At 66.9% G+C, this 23,222-nt stretch carries 22 protein-coding genes and 1 pseudogene; 13 read left to right on the forward strand and 10 right to left on the reverse strand.

Features of this window, described 5'->3' with window-relative positions; translation table 11 throughout:
• Positions 1-88: 88 nt before the first annotated feature.
• Positions 89-1,663: a DEAD/DEAH box helicase gene (locus tag P8192_RS13965; protein WP_278157605.1), complete on the forward strand. Its 1,575-nt coding sequence runs from the start codon at positions 89-91 to the stop codon at positions 1,661-1,663.
• A 4-nt stretch (positions 1,664-1,667) separates the two neighbouring features.
• Here P8192_RS13965 and P8192_RS13970 read toward each other — a convergent pair whose 3' ends face one another.
• Positions 1,668-4,904 (reverse strand): cytochrome P450, encoded by a 3,237-nt coding sequence (locus P8192_RS13970; RefSeq protein ID WP_278157606.1) that lies wholly within the window; start codon positions 4,902-4,904, stop codon positions 1,668-1,670.
• Complete coding sequence (locus P8192_RS13975) at positions 4,901-5,320, reverse strand: HtaA domain-containing protein (RefSeq protein ID WP_278157607.1); 420 nt, start codon at positions 5,318-5,320, stop codon at positions 4,901-4,903. The genes P8192_RS13970 and P8192_RS13975 overlap by 4 nt, the downstream gene beginning before the upstream one ends.
• 76 nt (positions 5,321-5,396) lie before the next feature.
• On the opposite strand from P8192_RS13975, the gene P8192_RS13980 reads away from it, so the two are divergent.
• The 3 genes from P8192_RS13980 to P8192_RS13990 all read left to right on the forward strand — a co-directional run bounded on the left by P8192_RS13980 (position 5,397) and on the right by P8192_RS13990 (position 8,808).
• On the forward strand, positions 5,397-6,347 hold the full coding sequence (locus tag P8192_RS13980) for a LysR family transcriptional regulator (protein ID WP_278157608.1): 951 nt from the start codon (positions 5,397-5,399) through the stop codon (positions 6,345-6,347).
• A 56-nt stretch (positions 6,348-6,403) separates the two neighbouring features.
• Positions 6,404-7,432 carry a C40 family peptidase gene (locus tag P8192_RS13985; protein WP_278157609.1) on the forward strand — a complete coding sequence of 343 codons (1,029 nt, stop codon included), beginning with the start codon at positions 6,404-6,406 and terminating at the stop codon, positions 7,430-7,432.
• 245 nt (positions 7,433-7,677) lie between these two features.
• The gene (locus P8192_RS13990; RefSeq protein WP_278157610.1) at positions 7,678-8,808 is read left to right on the forward strand and encodes a YkvI family membrane protein; all 1,131 of its coding nucleotides are present in this window, start codon (positions 7,678-7,680) and stop codon (positions 8,806-8,808) included.
• A 216-nt stretch (positions 8,809-9,024) separates the two neighbouring features.
• On the opposite strand, the gene P8192_RS13995 is transcribed toward P8192_RS13990, so the two are convergent.
• From P8192_RS13995 to P8192_RS14010, 4 genes and pseudogenes are all read right to left on the reverse strand, one after another.
• Positions 9,025-10,143 carry an LLM class flavin-dependent oxidoreductase gene (locus tag P8192_RS13995; RefSeq protein ID WP_278157611.1) on the reverse strand — a complete coding sequence of 373 codons (1,119 nt, stop codon included), beginning with the start codon at positions 10,141-10,143 and terminating at the stop codon, positions 9,025-9,027.
• 28 nt (positions 10,144-10,171) lie between these two features.
• Positions 10,172-10,771: a histidine kinase dimerization/phospho-acceptor domain-containing protein gene (locus P8192_RS14000; RefSeq protein WP_278157612.1), complete on the reverse strand. Its 600-nt coding sequence runs from the start codon at positions 10,769-10,771 to the stop codon at positions 10,172-10,174.
• On the reverse strand, positions 10,740-11,192 hold the full coding sequence (locus P8192_RS14005) for a hypothetical protein (protein WP_278157613.1): 453 nt from the start codon (positions 11,190-11,192) through the stop codon (positions 10,740-10,742). The genes P8192_RS14000 and P8192_RS14005 overlap by 32 nt, the downstream gene beginning before the upstream one ends.
• 37 nt (positions 11,193-11,229) lie before the next feature.
• Positions 11,230-11,719: pseudogene (locus tag P8192_RS14010) on the reverse strand (response regulator transcription factor).
• 253 nt (positions 11,720-11,972) lie between these two features.
• On the opposite strand from P8192_RS14010, the gene P8192_RS14015 reads away from it, so the two are divergent.
• The 5 genes from P8192_RS14015 to P8192_RS14035 all read left to right on the forward strand — a co-directional run bounded on the left by P8192_RS14015 (position 11,973) and on the right by P8192_RS14035 (position 15,378).
• Entirely contained in the window at positions 11,973-13,478 is a 1,506-nt protein-coding gene (locus P8192_RS14015) for a SulP family inorganic anion transporter (protein WP_278159846.1), read from the forward strand.
• 69 nt (positions 13,479-13,547) lie between these two features.
• Positions 13,548-14,162 carry a TetR/AcrR family transcriptional regulator gene (locus P8192_RS14020; protein WP_278157614.1) on the forward strand — a complete coding sequence of 205 codons (615 nt, stop codon included), beginning with the start codon at positions 13,548-13,550 and terminating at the stop codon, positions 14,160-14,162.
• Positions 14,159-14,539: a DMT family transporter gene (locus tag P8192_RS14025; protein WP_278157615.1), complete on the forward strand. Its 381-nt coding sequence runs from the start codon at positions 14,159-14,161 to the stop codon at positions 14,537-14,539. The genes P8192_RS14020 and P8192_RS14025 overlap by 4 nt, the downstream gene beginning before the upstream one ends.
• Positions 14,536-14,871 carry a DMT family transporter gene (locus P8192_RS14030; protein WP_278157616.1) on the forward strand — a complete coding sequence of 112 codons (336 nt, stop codon included), beginning with the start codon at positions 14,536-14,538 and terminating at the stop codon, positions 14,869-14,871. Before P8192_RS14025 ends, P8192_RS14030 begins: the two co-directional genes overlap by 4 nt.
• 51 nt (positions 14,872-14,922) lie before the next feature.
• Complete coding sequence (locus tag P8192_RS14035) at positions 14,923-15,378, forward strand: MarR family winged helix-turn-helix transcriptional regulator (RefSeq protein WP_270106888.1); 456 nt, start codon at positions 14,923-14,925, stop codon at positions 15,376-15,378.
• Here the strand turns inward: P8192_RS14035 and P8192_RS14040 are convergent.
• The 4 genes from P8192_RS14040 to P8192_RS14055 all read right to left on the reverse strand — a co-directional run bounded on the left by P8192_RS14040 (position 15,343) and on the right by P8192_RS14055 (position 18,541).
• Positions 15,343-15,579, reverse strand: coding sequence for a hypothetical protein (locus P8192_RS14040; protein WP_278157617.1), 237 nt, complete (start codon positions 15,577-15,579; stop codon positions 15,343-15,345). The genes P8192_RS14035 and P8192_RS14040 overlap by 36 nt on opposite strands.
• Positions 15,580-15,606: 27 nt before the next feature.
• Positions 15,607-16,965: a permease gene (locus tag P8192_RS14045; RefSeq protein WP_278157618.1), complete on the reverse strand. Its 1,359-nt coding sequence runs from the start codon at positions 16,963-16,965 to the stop codon at positions 15,607-15,609.
• Positions 16,962-17,705, reverse strand: coding sequence for an ABC transporter ATP-binding protein (locus tag P8192_RS14050; protein ID WP_278157619.1), 744 nt, complete (start codon positions 17,703-17,705; stop codon positions 16,962-16,964). The genes P8192_RS14045 and P8192_RS14050 overlap by 4 nt, the downstream gene beginning before the upstream one ends.
• Before the next feature lie 92 nt (positions 17,706-17,797).
• On the reverse strand, positions 17,798-18,541 hold the full coding sequence (locus P8192_RS14055) for a ubiquinone/menaquinone biosynthesis methyltransferase (protein WP_278157620.1): 744 nt from the start codon (positions 18,539-18,541) through the stop codon (positions 17,798-17,800).
• A gap of 107 nt (positions 18,542-18,648) precedes the next feature.
• On the opposite strand from P8192_RS14055, the gene P8192_RS14060 reads away from it, so the two are divergent.
• The 4 genes from P8192_RS14060 (at position 18,649) to P8192_RS14075 (ending at position 23,175) form a co-directional block, all read left to right on the forward strand.
• Positions 18,649-19,722, forward strand: a complete 1,074-nt coding sequence (locus tag P8192_RS14060) for an ABC transporter substrate-binding protein (protein WP_278157621.1) — start codon at positions 18,649-18,651, stop codon at positions 19,720-19,722.
• A gap of 124 nt (positions 19,723-19,846) precedes the next feature.
• Positions 19,847-20,515 (forward strand): SDR family oxidoreductase, encoded by a 669-nt coding sequence (locus P8192_RS14065; RefSeq protein WP_278157622.1) that lies wholly within the window; start codon positions 19,847-19,849, stop codon positions 20,513-20,515.
• Positions 20,516-20,920: 405 nt separating this feature from the next.
• Positions 20,921-22,855: an HNH endonuclease signature motif containing protein gene (locus P8192_RS14070; protein ID WP_278157623.1), complete on the forward strand. Its 1,935-nt coding sequence runs from the start codon at positions 20,921-20,923 to the stop codon at positions 22,853-22,855.
• Positions 22,856-22,953: 98 nt separating this feature from the next.
• Positions 22,954-23,175: a hypothetical protein gene (locus tag P8192_RS14075; protein ID WP_278157624.1), complete on the forward strand. Its 222-nt coding sequence runs from the start codon at positions 22,954-22,956 to the stop codon at positions 23,173-23,175.
• Positions 23,176-23,222 lie beyond the last annotated feature (47 nt).

Genomic DNA, 23,222 nt, shown 5'->3' on the forward strand with positions numbered 1-23,222 from the left:
CGCCCTGACGGGCCGCCCACTGATGCCGCTGCAATTTTCCGATGTGCCAGGGCCGGGACTTTTCATCCACCCGGACGGATTATTTTTCGTGACTTCTTCTGTACTTTCTGTTGACGCGCCCGCAGGCTTCACCGACCTCGGTGTGCCCGCTGTTCTGGCAGCGGCCCTCACCCCGCGCGGCATCACCTCCCCCACCCCGATCCAGCAGACCACTCTGCCGGACTCGCTCGCTGGGCGCGACGTGCTCGGCCGGGGTCGCACCGGCTCGGGCAAAACCTACGCCTTCTCGCTGCCGCTGGCGGCACGGCTCATGGAAGCCGGATCCGGCCGCACCCAGCCGGGCCGTCCGCGCTCCCTCGTGCTGGCTCCGACCCGGGAGCTGGCCCTGCAGATCGCCGAATCCCTCGACCCACTGGCCGAGGTGGCCGGGCTGAGCGTGACCACCATCTTCGGCGGCGTCGGGCAGAACCCCCAGGTCAAGGCGCTGCAGCGCGGCGTCGACGTGATGGTGGCGTGCCCCGGCCGCCTGCTGGACTTGATGGGCCAGGGCCACGCGGATCTCTCCGGCATTGAGGTGCTGGTGATCGACGAGGCCGACCACATGGCCGACATGGGCTTCCTGCCGATGGTGCGCCGCATTCTCAACCAGGTGCCGCGCCCTGCGCAGAAGATGCTGTTCTCGGCGACCCTCGATGCCGGCGTCGGGGTGCTGGTGGACCAGTACCTCAAGGACCCGGTGACCCACGAAGCAGATTCTGCCGTGTCTCCGGTGGCGAAAATGGATCACCACGTGATGGTGGTCAACGGTGACGACCGCCTGGCCACCCTGGCCGAGCTGACCGCCACCCCGGGCCGCACCATCGTGTTCACCCGCACCAAGCACGGCGCCAAGCGCACCGCCAAGCAGCTGCGCGGTCGCGGCGTGGCCGCCCTGGAACTGCACGGCAACCTGAGCCAGAACGCCCGTACCCGCAACCTGAACGCCTTCCACGATGGCTCGGCCGGAACCCTGGTGGCGACGGATATTGCGGCTCGAGGGATTCACGTCGACGACGTCGCCCTGGTGGTACACGCGGATCCGCCTGCCGAACACAAAGCATATTTGCACCGTTCGGGTCGCACCGCCCGCGCCGGTCGGGCCGGGACCGTGATCACCCTGGCCGGGCAGGAACAGCGCGGAGAGGTTCGCTCGCTGATGCGCGCCGCGAAGATCAACCCGACCGTTCACGCCGACGGCATCACCGAGTCCCTGCTCGACGAGCTGGCCCCCGGACCACGCGTGTTCCTGTCGCCCTCCGAGCTGGAGACCCAGCTGGCCGTGGCGGCTCCGGCGCCCCAGCAGCCTTTCCGCTCCGGTGGTTCGGGCCATTCGAATGGCTCGCGCAACGCCGGACGCGGCGGCGCCCAGCGCAGCGGTTCGCGCGGTCGCGGTCGAGGCCGCTCCGGCGGCGAGGCCCCGGGCGACCGCACGCAAGGTGAGCGCCCTCAGGGTGGTGGCCGTGGCGGCCGGAACCGCGGTCGCGGCAACGGCTCCTCCGGTGGCTCATCCAGCAACTCAGGCACCCAGACGCGCTACAGCACCAGCACCGGTGGCTCCTCCTCCGGAACGGCAGCTCGTTCCGGCGGCCAGCGCCGTCGCACCAACCGCCGCGCCGAAGGCTGAGTGATCAGCTCACGGTGACGGGCTGAGTGTCCGTCAGCGCAGTCACCGTAGCATCGGCCCAGTCCCGAGCGACGTCGGTGGCGAGCAGCCCACCGGCGGCATCATGGCGGCCGTACTCCCCAACCCGCTGAGCGCCGCGGTCGCGCAGCGCGGCGTCGAGAATCTCCGAACCGCGCGAATACGTGGCGTGATAAGAGCGATCACCGAGCCCGAACATCGCGTACCGCAGGCCGGACAGATCCGGGGCGTACTCGGCCAGGCCCGCGTGCAGCGGACGTGCCGAGGCCGGAAGTTCGCCGTCGCCGTAGGTCGAGCAGATCACCACGGTCGGGACGTCAGTGCGCAGATCCTCCGCACCCGTGAGCTGGGCGGCATCCACTAGGGTGACCGCGAACCGGTCGGCCAGATACTGTGCGAGCTCCTCGGCCACCAACTCCCCGTTCCCGGATTCGGTGGCGAACAGGATGCTCAACTCTGGCAGGTCCGTGCGTTGCTTCCCGGATCCCTCCGACGACGCCGCACCGGCGCTCCGCTGGCCCTGCGGCACCGAGGTAGCCGAAGCGGCGATGAGCCGCAGGGTGCGGGCATCCGTGATCTTGGTGCGGGGCCGGTTCCCGTGTTCTCCCGTTTTTCCGGACTCGAGGCGCTCCCGGGCGTCCACCATCAGCCACCCGTCGTAGGTGGTGGACCGAGCCAGATGCGCGCGCAGCGGGGTCAGCCCCGACGCGTCGGAGGCGTCAACAACACCCCGGGATTCCAGGTCGGCGGCGATGGTCTCGGCGAGTTCGCGGGCGTCGGTGCGCTGCGAGGGGATCGTCCCGACGGGGCCGCGGCGCAGCCACCCGGCCACGTACAGCCCCGGCTCCACCCGTCCGGTGCTCGAGGCCTCGGGATCCACGCGCACCAACGGAGCGGTGCCGACCCCGTGCTCGGCCTCGAACCCGATGGCGGTGATCACCGCGTCCACCGGCAGCCGCACCGAATCCTCCAGGCGCTCATGTTCGGCCGAGCTCAGGTGCAGCTGGGACACACGGGACTGGTCGGGGGTGCCTATCACCGCGTGCGGGGCCGTGCCGAACCACCAGATCAGCTTCAGCCCGTCCGGATCTTCACGATCTTCCGATTCCCCGGCCTCACGCAGCTCGGCCACCAGCTGGCAGCGCGGGTCACCGGCGGCCAGCCCGCGAGCCAGCTGAGCCTCGTCGACACCGCGCACCTGATGCCGTAGTCCCGGCACGTCCACAATCTCGCGCAGCATCACCGGGTCGAATTTGGCCTGCTCCGGCTGCGAGCGCCCCACCACGTGCAGGGTGCGCAGCCCGTTCCGCAGCCGGCGGTGCGTTTCGGCGTGCACGTCGGATGCGGCCAGCGCCTGCTCTGATGAGGCCAGCAGGCGCACCACATCCATGGCCACATTGCCGTGGCCGATCACTACCGCCGTCTCGCCCAACTCCGGCCAGGCGCCGTCGTCGTGTAGCCGCCCGTGCTCGATGGGGCACGAATTCAACAGCCGGGTGATCCGCCCCGATCCGTACACCCCGGGCAGGGTCGCGCCCGGCACCGGCAATTCACGATCGGCGTGCAGCCCGGTGGCCACCACCACGACGTCGTGCGACTGCCGCAGCTGGGACAACGAAAGCTCCGCACCCTCGGCCTGCTGGCTGGTCAGCTCCGGGGCACCCACAGCGGGGCGACCGTGAATCGAAACATCCGCCACCGCACCGGGCCGCACCCGCGTGGAGCCCACGAATTCCACGCCGTCGCGCTCAAACAGGGTGGCGAACTGAGAGGCCACCGCTTTGGTGCCCTGATGGTCAGCCGCCACCCCGGTGCGCACCAGCCCGTAGGGCACCGGGGCGGCATCGAGCACGGTGATCCGCGCCTCCGGCAGGCGACGACGCAGCGCCTGGGCCGCATAGCAACCAGCAGGGCCGGCTCCGACCACCGCTACCGCCGGTCCCGCCGCCGTCTCAGGTGCCTCGGGTACCGTCGGCGACGCCGATGCGGGACCCCAGCGCACCGGCATCTCGTCCATGCCGCGGAACACCCAACCGCCCGGCACCGCCGGCCGCTCTGGCACCAACCGCAGCTCCGGAAGCTCCGCGAACAACCGCGGCAACGCCACCTCGGCCACTTCCGCGCGGGCCACCCAGGCGCCCAGGCACACGTGCACGCCCTTGCCGAATGCCAGGTGCGCGCCCTCCCCGGACCGCCGCTGCTCAAACCGCTCCGGATGCGGCCACTGGCTCTCGTCCCGGTTCGCCGAGAGCAGGCAGATACCCAGCTTCGCCCCGGCTGGCAGCGCCACCCCCTGCAGCACGGTGTCGCGGGTGGTCTGGCGCGAATACATTCCAATCGGCGCCACCCAGCGGATTGCCTCGTCAAACACGGCATCCCAGTTCCCGGCCCCGGCGGTGGCCAGTGCGCGCTGTTCCGGGTCGCGCAGCAGCGCCCAGGCCGCCACCCCGATCGCATCGCGCGGCTCGTTGAGTCCGCCGCCGATGGTCATCTTCAGATTTGCCCGGATCGATTCCACCGGCATTTGCTCCTGCCCCGCGGCCAGCAGCGCCGAAATCAGCGACTCGTCCGGGTGCTTCCGGTGCCAGGCGAGCATCTCGTCCAGCGCCGCATCCACCTCACTAAACGAGGCTTCCCCGCGCGCCCACACCTCGGGGTCGTCCGCATAGTTGCCGGTAGCGTCGATCAGGGTCTGGCTCCACCGTTGCAGATCAGCTTGGGTAACGTTGTGCAGCCCCGTGATCGCGCGCAGATTCTCCGACACGTAGGATGCGGCAAAATCCCACACCAGGTCGGCCTCCGGACCCTTCGCCCTCAGCTCGGCCAGATAGCGTTCGGCGTTCCGATGGAAAATCGGCATCCACGCTTTCTTCACCGCCGAGGGTCGCAGCACGGGCTGCCAGGCCCGACGCTCCACCTGGTGAGCCGGGTCGTCCTTGCGCAGCATCGAGTGCCCCATCGCCCGGATCATCAACGACCCCTGCTCATCGGCAGAAAAGGTGCCCTGGTCTAACTCGGTGTCGTGCACCGCGTCGTAGCTGGTCACCAGATACCGGCCCACCGCGGGCACCCAATGCACCCCACCCTCGGCACGCAACCGCTCAAACGTCGGGAAAGGGTCGCGGTACAGCTGGGGAATACTCACCCAGTCAGCCACCGGCGCCGGACGCGCAGAACCGACATCAACAGGCATATCAGCAGTCATTCCAGCAGACGTGGTCATCCGTTTCCTCCACAAGTCACAGTCACCGGGTCGAAGCTCATCCCCGGCGCGTAGGTGCCCAAAAACAGGTCGGCGCCGGCTTCGGTCAGCGTCGTGGTTCCGTCGGTCTCACGCACGACGACGACGTCGAGCCGCGCCCCCGGAACCGAATCCGGAAACGGATCCTCCACCGTGAGCAGACCGTCCATCAACTGCGGGCGCGCCAGTGTGAGGGCGAGCATCCCGTGATGTCCGGTGAAGTGAACGGCCCCGGCGAAGCACCCCGGCTCCTCCGCCATCGCCGGGAAGAAAATTCGCTGGTCGGGATCGATCAGAGCGCCGTCACTCACCTCAATGCGACCATCCTCCAGGCGCTCGAGGTAGCCGCGGAACCGGGCGTGCACGCCCCACAGCAGTCCGATCTGAGTCGTCGTCATACCGTTAACTGTGAGCCACCTCTCAACCGGAGTTCAACTGAGAATCTCTCCGATAAAAACGCACTATTCTTGCGTTATGGATGCAGACTCCTCGTCACCGACCTCCCCGAGCTCCCCGCAGATCACCCTGCGCCAGCTCGAACTCTTCTGCGCCGCCGCCCGCACGGGCTCCTTTACCGCCGCAGCCCAGGAACGCTACGTCACCCCCAACGCCGTGGCCGGCGCCGTCACCGATCTGGAAACCGCACTCAAAGTCCGCCTCTGCGTGCGACGCCGGGCCCGCGGCCTGGAACTCACCGGAGCCGGGGAGGCCCTCCTCGCCCGCGCGCAACACCTTCTCGTCACCGCCGAGGACCTCGTTCTAAATATTGGCGACCACGACGGCGCCCCGCGCGGCCCGGTCCGCCTCGGCTGTTACACCACCCTGGCCGCCACCCTGATACCGCCACTCTGGGAACACGTCAGCGCCCACCTACCCGGAGTGCGGCTCGACATGGTGGAGGGCACCGCCACCGAGCTTGCCGAGCAAGTCACCGCCGGGCGCCTGGACATGCTGATCGCCTACGAGGTCGGCCTCTCACCCGAACTGGCCGCGCGCACCCTCTTCACCACCGAGCCGCAGGTCATCCTCCCCGCCGACCATCGCCTGGCCGCCCACCGCGCCCCGGTCCCCCTGACGGAACTCGCCGAGGATCCACTGATCCTCTTGGACCTGCCACCGGCGGGCGAGAACACCCTGGAGCTGATGCGCCAGCACGGCCTACGCCCTCGCATCGCACACCGCACCACCAGCTTTGAACTGGTCCGCTCCATGGTCGCCCGGGGATTCGGCTACTCCCTCCTTTTTCAACGCCCTCACATTGACGTCTCCCATGAGGGCCGAGCCTTGGCGTCACTACCCACAGAACCAGCCCTGCCAGCGGAGCCGATCGTGCTCGCTCATGACCATCAGGTTCCTCTCACCTCGCGTGCAGCAGCCGTTGCGGCAGCGGCCAGCGAACTTTTCGCGCGCACCCCGCATCAATAATCACAGTTTAATAACAGGTTGCATTCAGACTCCGCCTGGATCCGCATCATGGCGCGGTGCACACCCCGAGCATCTGGCCGATTTTCGCCACCTCCGGTGAGATCAAGTTGCGTTTTGATAACGAGACTGTCACGGTTGATAACGATCTGATCACGAACCAGTCGTCAACCGAAAGAAACACCATGTCTTACCTGACCCGCCGCGCCCGCATCGAAGCCGAGCGCATCGAAGCCGCCCAGCAGGCACGTCAGCACCGCCTCGGCCGCGCCAAGTCCCTGACTTTCGGCCTGGCCGGTGCCGCAGCAGTTGCCGGCGTTTCCGTCGCTGGCATCACCCCCGCCTCGGCCTCGCTGGAGGATACTACCGCTCCCGCCACCGAGCAAACCCAGCAGGGCTCCGCCACCACGGAGACCGCCAGCACCAGCGGCAGCTACACCGTCCGCTCCGGTGACACCCTCTCCTCCATCGCTTCCGCTCAGGGCGTGTCCCTGAACGAGCTGATGTCGGCCAACGGCCTGAGCGCCTCCAGCATCATCTACCCCGGCGATACCCTGCAGCTCTCGGGCTCCGCCGGCACCTCGACCGAGACCGCCTCCACGGGCACCTCCGCCGAGACCACGCAGACGGCGTCCGCCGACCCGGCCTCCACCGAGTCCGCCGGCATGACCATGCAGACCGCCTCCACCACCAGCTCGGCCAGCGGCTGGCAGGGTACGGCGGCATCCACCGCGATCTCGATCGCGAACTCGGGTGCCACCTACTCCTACGGCGGCAACGGCCCGACCAGCTACGACTGCTCCGGCTTCACCAGCGCCGCCTTCGCCGCAGCAGGCATCGACCTGCCGCGCACCTCCGGTGCCCAGTACTCGGCCGCCAGCCAGTACGTCTCCCTGGACAACCTCCAGGTCGGCGACCTGGTGTTCTGGTCCTCCAACGGCTCGGCCTCCGGCATCTACCACGTTGCCGTGTACGTCGGCGACGGCCAGATCGCCCAGGCCCGCAATCCGCAGTCCGGCATCTCGGTCAACTCGCTGGCCCACTACCAGCAGTACAACCCGCCGATGAGCACCGCCGCTCGCTACTGATCTGCCCCACCGGCAGTCCATAGACAACTCAGCCGCCGCCTGTTCCCCAAGACGGGCGGCGGCTTTGCTGTGCCCCGAGTCTTCTGTGATCACAGGTGGTGTAGACGCACGCCAGGAAATCAACGGAAGAAATCTCTTGACCGCTCCTCTCCCTCGGAATACGATCTGAATCACTGATATATCAGTGAAGAGGTGTCACGTCGATCAGGCTGTGCCCCCCTCCAACCGAAAGTAAGAGAGCGCATATGTCGCAGAAAGCGCCGACTCAGGCACACCTGCAGAGCACGGAGAAGTCCTCCTTGCTTCGCGTCGTCACCTACGCGGGTGCGATCATCGCCTTCCTCATTGGCTCCGGCTTCGCCACGGGCCAAGAGATCATGCAGTACTTCACGTCCTACGGATACTGGGGCATCTTCGGTACCGGACTCGTGGTCCTGCTGCTCATCACCTACGTCAGCGTCGAGTTCCTCGTGGTCGGCCAGGCCAAGAAATTCGACAAGCCCAAGTCGATCTTCCACTACTACTGTGGCAAGTATCTGGGCACCTTCTTCGACTTCTTCTCCATCCTCTTCGTCTTCCTGAGCTTCACCGTGATGGTGGCCGGAGCGGGCGCGGTATTCCAAGAGCACTATGGCCTCTCCAAATACATCGGCGGCGTCGCCCTCGCACTGGCCGTGGGTGTGACCGTCTGGTTCGGCTTGAACTCACTCGTGGACGTCATCGGCAAAATCGGCCCGCTGATCGTCATCATCGCGATCGCCCTGGGTATCTACGGGGTCATGAGCAATCCGGGCGGCATCGCCGAAGGCAACGCACTACTGCCCACCCTGGACGTCACCCAGGCCTCGAGCAACTGGTTCATGGCCGCCCTGTCCTACGTCGGATTCTGCATGCTGTGGCTCGCAGCCTTCCTGACGGCCCTGGGCAAGACCGCCCCCAGCCGCAAAGAAGCCGCCTCGGGTGCGGTGACCGGTGGCGTGGCCTTCTCCGTGGCCTGCATGATCGTCGCACTGGGCCTGCTGGCACACATTTCCCGCACCGCCGGCACTGAGATCCCCATGCTGGTTCTGGCGCGCGACGTCGGACCCGTGGTGGCGGGCGCGATCTCCGTGATGATCCTGGCCGGTATCTACACCACCGCGATTCCGTTGCTGTGGACCGTGTCCTCACGCTTCTACCAAGACAAGACTAAGAAGTTCAAGTACCTGACGATCATCCTCGCGGCCGTCGGCACGCTGATCGGTTTGGTGTTGCCGTTTTCGCAGATGGTCAACATCGTGTACGTGATCAACGGCTACGTCGGCATCATCCTGTTGGTGATGATGCTGATCACCACCGTGTTGCGCCTGACCGGACGTCGCAAGCTCGACACCTGACCCACCCCTACAGTAGCGATGCGCGCACCGGCAGGGGTGCGCGCATCGCTGTCTGATCGACGTCCTTACTCAAGGCTGAGCGCATCACCTTGGTTACATTGGGGGCATATCCCAGGAACGCGCAACATCAGGCGGCTGGCCAACGGTCACCGCCGAGGACCGTCCCTAGTCCGCCGAACATCAGGTGATGGCCTCTCGCCGCGCCCGGCGTGGGTCTCAGGACTCGCTGAGCATGTCCAGCACCAGAGGCTTGACCCGGGTGCCGTACAGTTCGATGGACTCCATCATGTACTCGTGCGGCAGCCGTCCGTTGCCGTACTTCATGCCAAACCGGGTCGCGCCCAGGGATTTCACGGTGTTCGCGATCTTCCGGGCCACGGTCTCCGGGCCGCCCAGGTGCAGGGCGCCGTGGCGGACTTCTTGGGCAAACTGCTCGGGGCTGGGGGCGGGCCAGCCGCGCTCGCGCCCAAGGGTACTGATCGCGTTGTGCCAGTACGGGTAGTACCGTTCCATGGCTTCCTCATCGGTGTTCGCAACGAACCCGTGAGAGTGCACGGCCACCCGGCGGGGCGCGAACCCGTTGGCCTCGATCTGCTTGCGGTACAAATCCGCAAAGGGGGCGAAGCGCTGCGGGGCGCCGCCGATGATGGCCAGCTCCAGGCCCATCCCGTAGCGGGCGGCTCGAATAGCGGACTCAGGTGAGCCGCCGACGGCGACCCAGGTGGGTACGCCGTCTTCGTGCGCCGTCGTCGGGAAGATCGACTGGCGCTCGAGCGCACCGCGGGTGGTGCCGGACCAGGTCACCGGTTCCTCACGGCGGACGTGATCGAAGAGCTCCAGCTTCTCCTCGAAGAGCACCTCGTAGTCATTCAGGTCATAACCGAACAGCGGGAAGGACTCGATAAACGAGCCGCGCCCCAGCGACACCTCGGCGCGTCCGGAGGTGATCCCGTCGAGGGTGGCGAAGCGCTGGTAGACACGCACCGGATCATCGGAGGAGAGCACGGTGACGGCGGAAATCAGCTTGATGCGCTCCGTCTGCGCACCGATGGCGGCGAGCACGACGTCGGGTGCGGAGACGGAATAATCCGGGCGATGGTGCTCCCCGATGCCGATGACGTCGACGCCGACCTGATCGGCCAGCACCCCCTCGGACACCAGATTGCGCAGCACCTCCGGGTGATCGAGCACCCGGGTGCCGGCGGCGTCCTGGGTGACGTCACCGAAGGTGTGCAGCCCGAACTCGATGACGCCCTCGGTCAGAGAGTCAGCCAGCGGAGTGGACGGATTCGGGGTGGGCGCGGCGCCGGGGTGCGGGGCGGAAAGCTCAGTCATGCCTATCTCAACCATCCCGCGCGCCAGATCATTCCTTCAAATATGAATTGTCCGTGGGCAAGGTGACCGTGAAGACGGTGCGGCCGGGGCGGGTCTCGATGACGACGTCGCCGCCGTGCGCCTGGGCGACCGAGCGGACGATCGCCAGGCCCAGCCCGGTGGAGCCCTCGGTGGTGGAGCGGGCGGCGGCGTGCGCGTCCATGGCGGCGTCGACCACCAGCTCGCCGAGGTCCACCTGTTTGCGGCGCGGCACCGCCCGGGTGGCAGACTGTTCTAACTGTTCTGGCTGTTCCGCAGCGTCGAGCCGGGCGAGCAGCAACAGGGATTCCACCAGGTCGCTCATGCGCCCGGATTGGAGCATCACCCGCTTCAGCTGGTCGCGCCCGGAGGGGCTGAGCGGTTCGCTGAGCTGCAGCATCTCCGCGTACCCGCGCATGGCAGCCAGCGGGGTGCGCAGCTCGTGGGAGGCATCCGCCACGAACTCCCGCAGCCGACGCTCGGAGTCACTCCGGGCGCTCAGGGCGGTATCGACCGAATCGATCAGGGTGTTCAGGGCGGAGCCGACGTCGTCGATCTCATCGCGGCGCTGTCCCAGTTCAGCGGGCACCCGGTGCTGCTGCAGCGCCACCGGCCACCTGCACGCTGAGCAGCGTGGCCACCGTGGTATCGGCCTCAGCGGAAGACACCCCCACCACCAGTGTTTCGATCGGATCGGAACGCTCCACGGTGAGGTGACCGGCGTCGAGGTTGCCCTGCGCGTCGATGACGAGCGTGACCGAGTCCAGCGGCACGCCGGGGGCACCTAACGGGTCCGGTGCCTCGGGGCTTCCCTCCGGTGGTTCGAGCCGGTCGATGTCACGATCATCGCGCCCCTCGGAGAGGAAGCCCGCGGCGCGCTGCCACACTTCGTCGAGGCGGTCCTGCAGTTGAGTCTCCACCACCCGGGTGGCCAGCGTCATCGTGGTTGCCGTGAGCGCGATGAGCACGACGGCGAGCACGGCGAGCACCCCGGCCACCGTGCGGTTCGCCACCGAGCGTCGCGGGCGCACCCGCTCAGGCTGGCTCGTGCGCTCACGGTTCGTGCGTTCAGGCCGGACGGATGACATACCCGTCCCCGCGCAGGGTGTGGATCATCGGTGAGCGTCCGGTGTCTATTTTTTTGCGTAGTAGGAGATGTACAGCTCCACAATGTTGGCCTGACCTGCGAAATCGTACTGCCACACGTGGTCCAGAATCTGCGACTTCGACAGCACCGCCTTCGGGTTCTCCATCAGATACCGCAGCAGCTCGAACTGGGTGGCGGTCAGCTCGATGTCCTCCCCGGCGCGGGCACCTCGGGCATCGAGGCCCGGATTTTCGCAAGCACCTCGGTGCCGTCGAGTTCGGGCAGCATCCAGTCCAGCACCAGCACATCCGGGTGGAAGGAGCGTGCCGCTTCCACAGCGGCGCGGCCGGCGTGCGCTGTCTTGACCGTCCAGCCGCACATGCTCAACCCCATCGACACCAGGTCCGCGAGCATCGGCTCATCGTCGACGACGAGGGCGCGCACCGGGGAACCATCCGGGTGCTGCAACATCGGCAGTACCTTCTTGAGCTCGGCCAGTCCGGTGCCGGATCCGGGTTCCAGGGGCGAAGCGGAGGAGTCATTCGAGTCATTCGGGGGGACCATGTCCTCATGATCCACGCCCCGGTTGTGGCCAGCAGCGGCGCACGCTGTGACGAACCTGTGCGTCGTCGAGATGAGCTCACCCCCCGACATCGATGACCTTCCAGTTGGTAGGTATTCTGCAGGAGTGACTAACTCCTCCAGGGACGAGGCCTCTCGGCTCATGTCCGACGATCGCATTCGCTACCAGCCCGACCCCTCGGTGATGACCGCGCTGAAGACTCCGCGCATCCTCACCCGCGAAGTCCTCGCCGGCCTGGTTGTCGCCCTGGCGTTAATCCCGGAGGCGATCAGCTTCTCGATCATCGCCGGCGTTGACCCGAAGGTCGGCCTGTTCTCCTCGTTCATTATGGCCGTGACCATCGCCTTCACCGGCGGACGTCCGGCGATGATCTCCGCCGCCACCGGAGCGGTTGCGCTCGTCATCGCTCCCGTGGCCCGCGATTACGGGATGGACTACTTCATTGCCACCGTCCTCCTCGCGGGCGTGCTGCAGATTGTGCTCGCCGTGTGCGGGGTGGCCAAACTCATGCGATTCATCCCGCGCAGCGTCATGGTCGGCTTCGTCAACTCCCTGGCGATCCTCATCTTCATCGCCCAGCTCCCGCACCTCATTGACGTGCCCTGGCTGGTGTACCCGCTCGTCGCCGTCGGGCTGGTGATTCTGGTGGTCCTGCCGAAAATCACCCACGTCGTCCCGGCGCCGCTGGTGGCGATCGTCATCGTCACCGCCATCGTGGTGGTCTTCGCGCTGCAGGTGCCCACCGTGGGGGATCAAGGTGAACTCCCCCGCAGCCTGCCCGAGCTGTTCATCCCCAACGTCCCCCTGACCTGGGACACCCTGGCGATCATCGCCCCCTTCGCCCTGGCCATGGCGCTGGTCGGCCTCATGGAATCACTGATGACGGCGAAGCTCGTCGACGACGTCACCGACACGCACTCGAACAAAACCCGCGAATCCTGGGGGCAGGGCGTGGCCAACATCGTGTCCGGTTTCTTCGGCGGCATGGGTGGATGCGCGATGATCGGCCAGACCATGATCAACGTGAAGGCCTCCGGTGCCCGCACCCGCATCTCGACCTTCCTGGCCGGTGTGTTCCTGCTGATCCTCATCGTCGTCCTCGGTGACGTCGTCGCGATTATCCCGATGGCAGCGCTGGTCGCCGTGATGGTCATGGTCTGTGTGGGCACCTTCGATTGGCACTCCATCAAGCCCTCCACCCTGCGACGGATGCCCAAGAGCGAGACGACCGTCATGGTCATCACCGTGGCCGTCGTGGTGGCCACCCACAACCTCGCCATCGGCGTGATCGCCGGCGTGTTCGTCGCCTCCGTGATGTTCGTGCGCCGCGTCGCCCACCTCATCAACGTCCAGCGCGAGGTCACCGACCACGACGGCGTACCCGTGGCGCACTACACGGTCGAGGGGCAGCTCCTTTTCGCGTCCAGCAACGACCTCACCACCCTGTTCGACTACGCGGACGACCCCGATCGCGTGATCATCGACCTCACACGCTCCCATGTCTGGGACGCCTCCACCGTGGCAGCGCTCGACGCAATCGAGACGAAGTACGCCCGACACGGCAAAACCGCAGAATTCGTGGGCATGAACGAGTACACGACCGCGTTCCACACCCGGCTCACCGGCGAACTGGGCGGCGGAGACTGAGCCTCTCACCGGGGCCAAATACCTCCCTGGCAGTTCGCCTACCTTCCAGTTGGTAGGTAGCCTGCAGGGGTGACCTATTCCTTCATGGACGAGAGCTCTCAGCCCACCACCGACCGCCACGTCGTGAACGCCGCCCTGGAGCTGTTGCGCGACGGCGAGGTCCTCACCATCGACGCCGTCGCTCGTGCCACCGGCCTCACCAAACCCGGGGTGCTGCACCACATCGGATCCAAGCAGAATCTGATGCTGCGCGCCGTCGACGAGGTGGTGGACCGGTGGACTGTCGAGCTACGTCGCTTCCCCTCACAGATGGGGCCGGACGCGGGCGATACCCCCTTCCGTAGCACCGCCACCGCCCGGTTACGCTCCTACCTGGATTTTGCCTGCGTGCATGACTTTGACGCCTCGGATCTTGCCCTGTTCGCCGATCCCCGCCTGCGCGAGCGACTACGCGAACAGTGGGCTCAGCGCCTGCGCCCCTGGCTCGGCCCGCCCGCCGGAGAACGCAGCCCGGCCCAGGTGGCGGTGCGTCTGCTCGCGGACGGCATGTGGTTCAACGCCGCGCTGGGTACGGGCGCCGCCGACCCACAAGAAAAGGAGCAGGTGCGGGTCCTGGGACACCAGCTGCTCGACAGTGAGTCAGCAGCTGCAGCAGAAGACTCGGTAGGAGCCAGCACGCCATGACGATCGGGGCGCTCGACGACGTCGCCGAGGATGTGCCTTCGCACCGATTCAACCGCCGGGGCTGGACCTTCTTGACCGTGGCCATCGTCTGCGAGGTGGCCGGTTCGCTCTCGCTGCGCGGCGCCCTCGATCAACCCGGACTGTACCCGGTGGTCGCGCTGGCGTATGTGTGCGCGTTCGCGTGCCTCGCCCAGGTGCTGCGCACCGGGTTCGGGATCGGCATGGCCTACGGGATCTGGGGCGCCTGTGGGGTGGCGCTGACCGCACTCGGCTCGGCGGTCCTGTTTGGCGAAGTGATCTCCCCGGTGATGGCCGCCGGCATCGCGCTGGTGATTCTCGGCGTCATCTGCATCGACATCGGGGGGAGCCGCTCATGAGCGGGATCGCCGTGGCCTGGGTACTGCTGTGCGGCGCCATCGTGATGGAGGTCGCCGCCACCCTGTGTCTGAGGATGGCCGTGGCCGGGTCGCGCTGGTGGTACGTCCCCGTCGTCGTCGGTTATGCCTCCGCGTTCAGCCTGCTGAGTCTGACGCTGGCCCAGGGCATGGGGCTCGGCATGGCCTACGGTATCTGGACGGCGGCCGGGGTGGCGCTCACCGCGATCGCCGGACGTGTTCTGTTTCAGGAGCGGCTGACCTGGGTGATGACGCTCGGGATCGCGCTGATCGTCGGGGGCGTGCTGCTCATCGAGCTCGGCGCGTCCCACTGAGTGTCTCGCCGCGCGCCCCACTCCTCGCCCCGGATAGGGCATCCTGGTGATATGACCTCGCCCCGTGAAGATCCGCTCGCCCTGGAGAACCAGGTGTGCTTTGCCCTGTCGGTGGCGTCCCGCTCGGTGATCGGGGCATACCGGGAGGTGCTGGATCCGCTGCACCTGACCCACCCACAGTACCTGGTGATGCTGGCGCTGTGGCAGTCCGCCCCGATGGCGCTGAAGGACCTGGCCGCGGTGCTGCGCCAGGAGCCGGCCACCCTCTCACCGCTACTGAAGCGGCTCGAAAATCAGGGATATCTGACCCGCGAGCGCAGTACGGCCGACGAGCGCACGCTCATCGTGGAGCTCACCGAGGAGGGCCGCCAGCTGCGCGAGCGCGCCCTGGAGGTGCCCGAGATCATGCTGGACCGGCTCGGACTCGACGAGGAGGGCTTCGTCGAGCTGCACCGGACCCTGACGAGTCTGTTAGCCGGACTCGACCATGCGCAGCAGCTCCGCTGAGGGCTCGGTGCCGGCGTCGCGGTGCCCGGCCACAGTGAGTCGGGCACGCTCCTGGCGCAGCTGGGCGCGGGGGTCGATGCCGGTTTGCCGGTCCGCCGGGCCGAAAATGCTCAACACAGTGTAGAGCACGGTCCAGCGGATCCGGTACCAGCGGGATAATCCGGTGTGATCGTCACTCAGGGCGGCGGGAACGAAACCCATGGGAGCCTCCATTAGTTAGTACACTAACTATTGTAGGGCATTCCCGACGGCGACTCCGCCCCGAACCAACACGATGCCCAGTGCCAGGCAGAGGGCGACGATCGCCATAGACACGGGGCTGAAGATCGCGGCCAGGCCAAGCACCGGCAACGCGGTGATCCCGGCGACAACCAGGGTGAAGATCAGCACGATCCACAGCGGACCGAAGACGGCGTCGCGCCGCATCTGCTCCAGCTGGGACCGCCCCATGCCGATGCGCTGCAGTCCCCGGTAGAGCTCAGCGCGGTCGAGCACCTGGGCAGCCTGGGTGATCGCCACCGAACACGCAGTCAGCAGGAACGCGATCACCATGGTGAGCAGCACCCCGGTGCGTAGGTCCACGGTGAGATTCAGCTCCTCCGGGGGCAAGGGTCCGGCCGAAGCGGCATTCACCAGCGACATGCCGGCGCCGCCCACCACGCCGATGTAGGTGGTCAGCGCCACCCCGCCGATCTGCGCCCAGGCCTGCTGGGGTGATTCCAACACCGCGCGGGCCGAGACGAGGGCCTCCACGGTGTTCGCGCGACGCAGTTTCCGGCGGGTGATCAGCGCGATCAGCCAGGGTCCGATGAAGTGCAGCGCCACCATGGGTACCGCGAGCGCGGCGAGAATCATGGTCACCACCATCGCAATGGTTTGGGCGCCGACGGCGTTGGCCATCAGCTGAGCCGCCACGATCAATACCCCGGCGATGACGAAGCGCAGCCAGTGCACCCGGGCCGGGCGGGCGCGGGTCCGTACCCCCAGCGGAGTGATCTCGATCCGGCGCAGCCCGACCAGGGAGGAGACCACCGCGATGGCGATGATCGCCAGCAGTACCAGTGCGGTGCCGGGCACACCCAGCCACATGCCGGCCACACCGATGGGCCCGCCGTCGAAACGCAACAGCCCGGCCAGCGGCATCAGCATCAGATACCCGACCACCCCGAGCGCCGAACCCACCGCGGCGAAGGCGGACGATTCGGCGACGGCGAGCAGGCGCAGTGTGGACGAGGAGGCACCCACGAGTCGCAGCGAGGAGAGACGTTCATCGCGACGCCGGGCCAGCAGCCGGGCCGCGGAGGCGGCGAGTTGGGCCATCGGCAACACCAGCAGCAGCACCGCGAGGATCGCGAGCACCCGGTACGTCTCGGCCCGGTCGTTGTCGATGGAGAAGAAGTAGCCCACACCACCGGCCACGCTGAGCCCGAGTGCGGAGACGACGGCGAAGGCGGCCACCGGCAGCACCCACACCCGGCGGTCGGCGAAGACCCGGCCGAGGAACAGATGCAGCACAGTGACGGCGCCGTCGCGCGCGGAGCCGGTGGGAGCCGGCGTCGTCGTGGGGGTCATCAGTGCCGCGCTCATCGGGTGACCTCCTGGTTCGAGGAACAGTGGGTGCGCTCATCGGCGACGATGTGGCCATCGCGCACCCGGATCAACCGGGAGCAGCGAGCCGCCACCTGCGGGTCGTGGGTGACCAGCACCAGGGTGCGGCCGCGCGAGACGGTGGAATCAAGCAGCGCAGTGAGTACCGCATCCGAGGTCATCGAGTCCAGCGCCCCTGTGGGTTCGTCGGCGAACACCACGGTCGGATCCGCAATCTGGGCCCGCGCAATGGCGACGCGCTGGGCCTGCCCGCCGGAGAGCTCACCCAATCGGCGGTCAAACATGCCGTCGAGTCCGAGGGAAGACAGCCACTGCTGGGCGTGAGATTCGGCGGCGGCGCGCGGCACCCCGGAGAGCATGAGCGGCAGCGCGGCGTTCTCCTGGGCGGTGAGTTCGGGCAGCAGCAGCCCCTCCTGGAACACGAAGCCGAGGTGTTCGCGGCGCAACTGGGCGCGGCGCTCCTCGTTCAGGGAGGTGATCTCGACCTGTTGCTGCGGCAGGCTGAGGTGCACCCTCCCGGCGTCAGGGGTGAGAATGCCGGAGAGGCAGTGCATCAGCGTGGTCTTACCGGAGCCGGACGGACCCATAATGGCCACGGATTCGCCCGCGTACAGGCTGAGGTTGACGCCGCCAAGCGCCGTCGTCGAGCCGTAGGTTTTGGTCAGATGGTCTGCGATCAGGACGGGATGCTGTGCTGGGTTCTGGTCTGGAGAGTTCATGCTTCCAGCCTGGTCGACCTACCCCCGCCGCGTCGTCGCCCTGCGGCGTGATTCTCGACGACGACGCCTCCTCCTGGCGATGGACCCGCGGGTCATCCCGTCGTCGTCACCGGTTTCTGCGCCCAATGAATCGCCATGGTGCCGAACAGGTGGGTTTCGTGCCCGATGTTCACGAATCCGGCGTCGTCAAGCAACCCGTGGATTTCGGCCGGGGTCTTGAACCCGCGGGTGGTGGCGGAGAGATACTCGTAGGCCTCGGCGTTGCGGGTGATCAGGTTCGCCAACCGCGGCACCACCCATTTGATGTACGCGGTGGAGAAGGGTTTGATCACATTGTCCGGGGCCGGGGAGGTTTCCAGGGCTACCATCCAGCCGCCGGGTTTGAGCACCCGGAACTGCTCGGCCAGCGTGGTGGGGATATCGGTGACATTGCGCAGCAGGTAGCCGTGGGTCACCGCATCGAACACCCCCTCCTCGAAGGGCAGGTCCATGGCATCGGCCTCGACCCAGCTGATCTGCTCGCCGCCGGGGCGCCGCCGGCCGACCTCCATCATCTCCGGGGCGAAATCTGCGCCGATGATGTGGGCGCCGTAGCGCTGGCGCAGGATCTCCAGAGCGATGTCGCCGGTGCCGGTGGCCAGATCCAGCACGGTGGGGGCATCCGGCAACTGGGCGCGCTCGACAGTGCGGCGCACGAACCGCGGCTCCTGACCCCAGGTCATCACCAGGTTCATCAGGTCGTAGCGCTCGGCGATGCCGTTGAACATCTCGGAAACCTGCTCGCCATGGGCGTCGCGGGCGGGCGGGGTCTGTGCGGGGCGCGGGGATTCACTCACCCCCTCAGGCTACCGCGTTCGACTGGCCCCTTTCTGGCAACGGCACCCACAGAGCTTTAGGGTAGGCTAACCTCATATCAATCTTTATCCACCCGAAAGGCACCGTCGTGTCCCCTCGTCCCCTGAACCGCGCTTCCCGCCGGCTACTGAGCCTGACCGCTATGCTCGCTGCCTCCGGTCTGACCTTGTCCGCCTGCTCCGCTGACGACGACGGCGCCACCGACTCCGCCTCCGCCTCCGAGAACGGTGCCGCCTCCGGCGAGTTCCCCCGCAGCGTCGAGCACGCCTTCGGCACCACCGAGATCCCCGAACAGCCCGAGCGCGTGGCCACCGTCGGCTGGGCCTCCCACGACATCTCACTGGCCCTGGGCGTGGCCCCGGTGGGCATCCCTGAGCAGTCCTACGGCGGCAACGAGGGCGGCGCCACGGATTGGTACGACGACGCCGTCGCCGAACTGGGTGCGGATGCCCCCGAAACCTACGTGGAAGCCGAAGAGCTAGCCTACGAGGCGATCGCGGCCACCGAGCCCGACGTCATCCTCGCCGTGCAGTCGGCCATCACCCAGGAGCAGTTCGACCAGCTCTCTGACATTGCCCCGGTGGTGGCCTACCCGGAGGATTCCCCGAACTACACCACCTCCTGGCAGGACGGCACCACCCTGGTCGGCGAGGCGCTGGGCAAGGAAACCGAGGCCGAAGAGGTCATTTCGTCCACCGAGCAGGCCCTGACCGACTACGCATCCGAGCACGCGGACGTCCTCGAGGGCACCACCTTCATCTACGGCGCCGTAGACCCGGCCAGCGCCGACCCGGTGAGCGTTTATACCGAGGGAGACGCCCGCGTGCAGTTCCTGCAGAGCCTGGGCCTGGAACAGGCGCCGGCCGCCGTGGAAGCCGCCGACGGTGCAGAGGGCTTCAGCGTCGTCGTCTCGCCCGAGAACGCCGCCAGCCTCGAATCCGACCTGCTGATCACCTGGGCCATGGACGATTCCGTGCGCGCGGCCGTGGAGGGTGACGACCTGCTCTCCTCCATCCCCGCGATCACCAACGACGCCTGGGTGCTGCAGACCGACGCCCCGCAGATCTACGCCATCTCGACGGCGACGCCACTGTCTGTGCCGTGGGCGCTGGACAACACCATGCCGGAGATCCTGGAAGCCGCCGAGGCCGCACAGGGCTGATCCGCTGGGATCCTGACGGCGGTGGCCTGGGCATGGAATAGTGCTCGGGCCAATGCCGTTATGCGCCATGAGACCCGGTTCATTCCGGACCGGGAACCACAATGGACGCAATGGAAGGACTCACATGGCTGACTACGTCATCATCGGTGGACACGGCAAGGTCGCACTGCGCGCCGTCCCGCTGCTCGTCGAAGCCGGACACACCGTCACCTCGGTGATCCGCAACCCCGAACACGTCCAGGAAGTGGAAGCCACCGGCGCCACCGCCCTGGTGCTCGACATCGAAAACGCCACGGTGAACGATTTCGCGGAGATCTTCGTGAACAAGGACGCCGTCATCTGGTCCGCAGGCGCCGGCGGCGGTAGCCCGCAGCGCACCTACGCCGTCGATCGTGACGCCGCCCGCCGCTCCATCGACGCCGCACGTCATGCCGGGGTGGCCCGCTACGTGATGGTCTCCTACGCGGGTGCCAGCCTGGAGCACGGCATTCCCGAGGACCACTCCTTCTTCCCCTACGCCCAGTCGAAAGCAGAAGCAGATGCTTATCTGCGCGATTCCGGACTGGATTACACCATCCTGGGGCCGGGCAAGCTCACCCTCGAAGAGCCCACGGGACGGGTGCGCATCGACGACGGCACCCCCGCCCAGAACGAGAACGACGGGCGCGACACCTCCCGCGGCAACGTGGCCGCCAGCATCCTGGTCGCGCTGGAGGAGGACGCCACCATCGGCAAGACCATCAACTATTACGACGGCGACACCGATCTGCGCGAGGCCTTCGCCGCCCTGTAACGGCCTGCCCTGATAGGGCTTGAGACAGCGGTGTGTCGCGATGGGGTATCGAAGCCCTGGCTCGGGCCACCGAGCGGCACCATCTGCCCGAGAGCGCCGAGTGCGCACTGGTTCCTTCATAAAGCCGGTGCCGCACCCGGCGCTTTTTCGTGTTCGATAGGTTCTCGGAGTCGAGCTCTCTGACTTCGATGGATATTCATGCCTCTTCTGATGCGTGCGGGTGCGCGCGAAAATGCTGCTGTTTGCCTGCAAAGTCAACCCCTTTGACGGTATCTGTGGAGAACTTCTTCAGTCACAGAAAATCTGTGGATGAAACGCCTGTACTATTTATGCTCATTCATGTAGGCTGGATGTATCAAACGCTCGACGAGAGCCGATGTAGATCCGGGAAGGCGGTGTGTGCTCATGAGTGCCGTGCGCGTTGATGACGCCGCGCCCACCCGGGCCGAATCCGCCGCCGTCGAGTCGTGGTTTGATGGACTCTCGCTGGAGGAGGCCTTCCGCACCCTGGAACAGGGGCTCCGGGTGGTGTCACGCCGCCTCTCCGCACCCGATGCGCGCTCAGAGTTCACCCAGTTCACGTCGACCAATACAGAGCAGCCCGCGGGCACCCTCCCGGCCCTGCTCCGCGCCGGCGAAACCCTATCCAAGCTGGTATCTGGTGTGACGTCGCGCCTCGATGGCTTCACGACGGAAGTCTTCGCTCAACCGAAGGATCGTGCCGCCCTGTTGGGTCTGCCTGAGAAGGGTAAGGTCGGATTCCGTAACCCCGGTGAATTCCTGCAAGACGCCACGGATATCTCCCGTCACGCCGCCCAACAGCGCGCCCGTCACGCCGAGCATTTCCAACCTCACGCTCCCCGTCGGCCGCACGATGCCGAACAGAACCACCGTGAGAAGCCGGGAAGCGCGGGTCAGCTGGGGCGGTTGCTGCCGTCCATCGCCCAGGGGCTGCAGGATCTTTGGCTCGGCACGGACCGGCTGGCGGTCATCACCCGAGCCGTCGACAAAATCCGCGCGGCTGCCCAACAGCATCACGTGCCCACCCACGAAGTGGACGAATATCTGCGTACCAGTGATACATTCCTGGCGGAGGCAGCAAAGAACGCCTCCTTCGGCGAGTTCAGTGCGGAAGTATCCCGGTGGCGCAACTCGGTGCTGATGAATCTCAGCCCGCAAGACGTTCTCAGCCCCGAGGAGCGCGACGCCTACCAGGATCGCTCCCTCACCTTCCTGCGCCGCGAGGGTGACCTCTTCCTCTGGCAGATGGCCACCACCCAGGATGGCCACGAAATGCTCTCCCTCGTCGATTCCGCGGCGAACAGTCCGCGCTCTCGGTCCTCGAAGAATTGCTCCGAGACAACGGACGACACCGATCTGGAGGCACCCGTCGTCGCAGATGACCGCACCCGAACCCAACGCGCCCACGATGGGTTCATGGGCGTGCTGACCTCTGGGCTGCGCGGTCTCGACAACGGCCTGCCCGATCAGGGCGGAACCCGTCCACAACTCGTGGTGACCGCCGGGTTACTCCCGATGCTGCGCATGGCCCATCACAGCGGCCTACTCCCTGAGACCTTCGACCCCGCGCTCCTGACCGCCGGTTCCTCCCAGGAGCTCCTGGTCTCAGCCGGGTACAGTGGCGCAGCCGGGGCGGGCATGCTGCGGCGATTGCTCTGCAACGCGGACATCCTCCCGGTGGTGCTGGGCACCGAGGGCGAGGTGCTCGAAACCGCGAAGTCACACCGCTTGTTCACCACGCACCAGCGCAAGGCTCTGATTGCCCGCGACGGCGGCTGCGCGATTCCCGGGTGCAGTTTCCCCGCAGCCTGGAGCGAAGCCCACCACATCACCCCGTGGAAAGACGGCGGACCCACCACCATCGACAACGGGGTGCTGCTGTGTACGCACCACCACCATGCCGTCCACGACGGACATTGGACCATCACCATGGATCGAGGCGTTCCCTGGTTCACGCCGACGACCAAGTTGCGTCCCTATCTGACGCATGCGGAGCGCAAGCCTGCCCGCAACACGTACTGGCGCGACCATCCACATCGTTACCTCGACACCGAGGTGAGCCCCGAAGCAACCCTCGACGCTCCGGGGAGCCCTCAGCCTGCGCTGATTCCGGGGATTGAGACACCCGCGGCATCAGCCTCACCAGAACAGCCCTCCCTGCTCACCGGGGAGGAGTGTGTTCTGGTTCCGGTGACCGATCCGCCGGAGGATCCGCTACCGCCGATCGCCACCACGTCGTGTCACTTCCGGAAATGGGAACCGCGTGCGGTGCACCGGCTCAAGGTTCCCGTGCCCGACGACGCCGAACCGGCCGCATAATTCCATTGAACGAGGCCACCTCCAGCCGGCATCGAGACCAGTGAAGCACTCCCGACCCACAGCGGTCGAACCCTACCCTGCCCAGATAAACTGCTCGGGTGGGTCATGACCGGCCTGAATTTATCGAGCGGTTCGCCGACTACTGGGCGATCGAAGGCGCCTCGCGCATCGAAGGCCGCATCGCCGCCTATCTGCTGCTCGATGACTCGGCCGGGGTCAGCGCCGCCGCCATCTCCGAGGAACTCGGAGTGAGTCGAGGATCGGTGTCCACTATTACCCGCCGGCAGCCCCGCCCACACCCGCCTCGAGAATATGCGTGACTACATGGGGTGGTTCGTCGACGACGCCCGACTGCCCGAGGCCTGGG

The sequence above is a fragment of the Citricoccus muralis genome (assembly GCF_029637705.1).
GTDB lineage: Bacteria > Actinomycetota > Actinomycetes > Actinomycetales > Micrococcaceae > CmP2.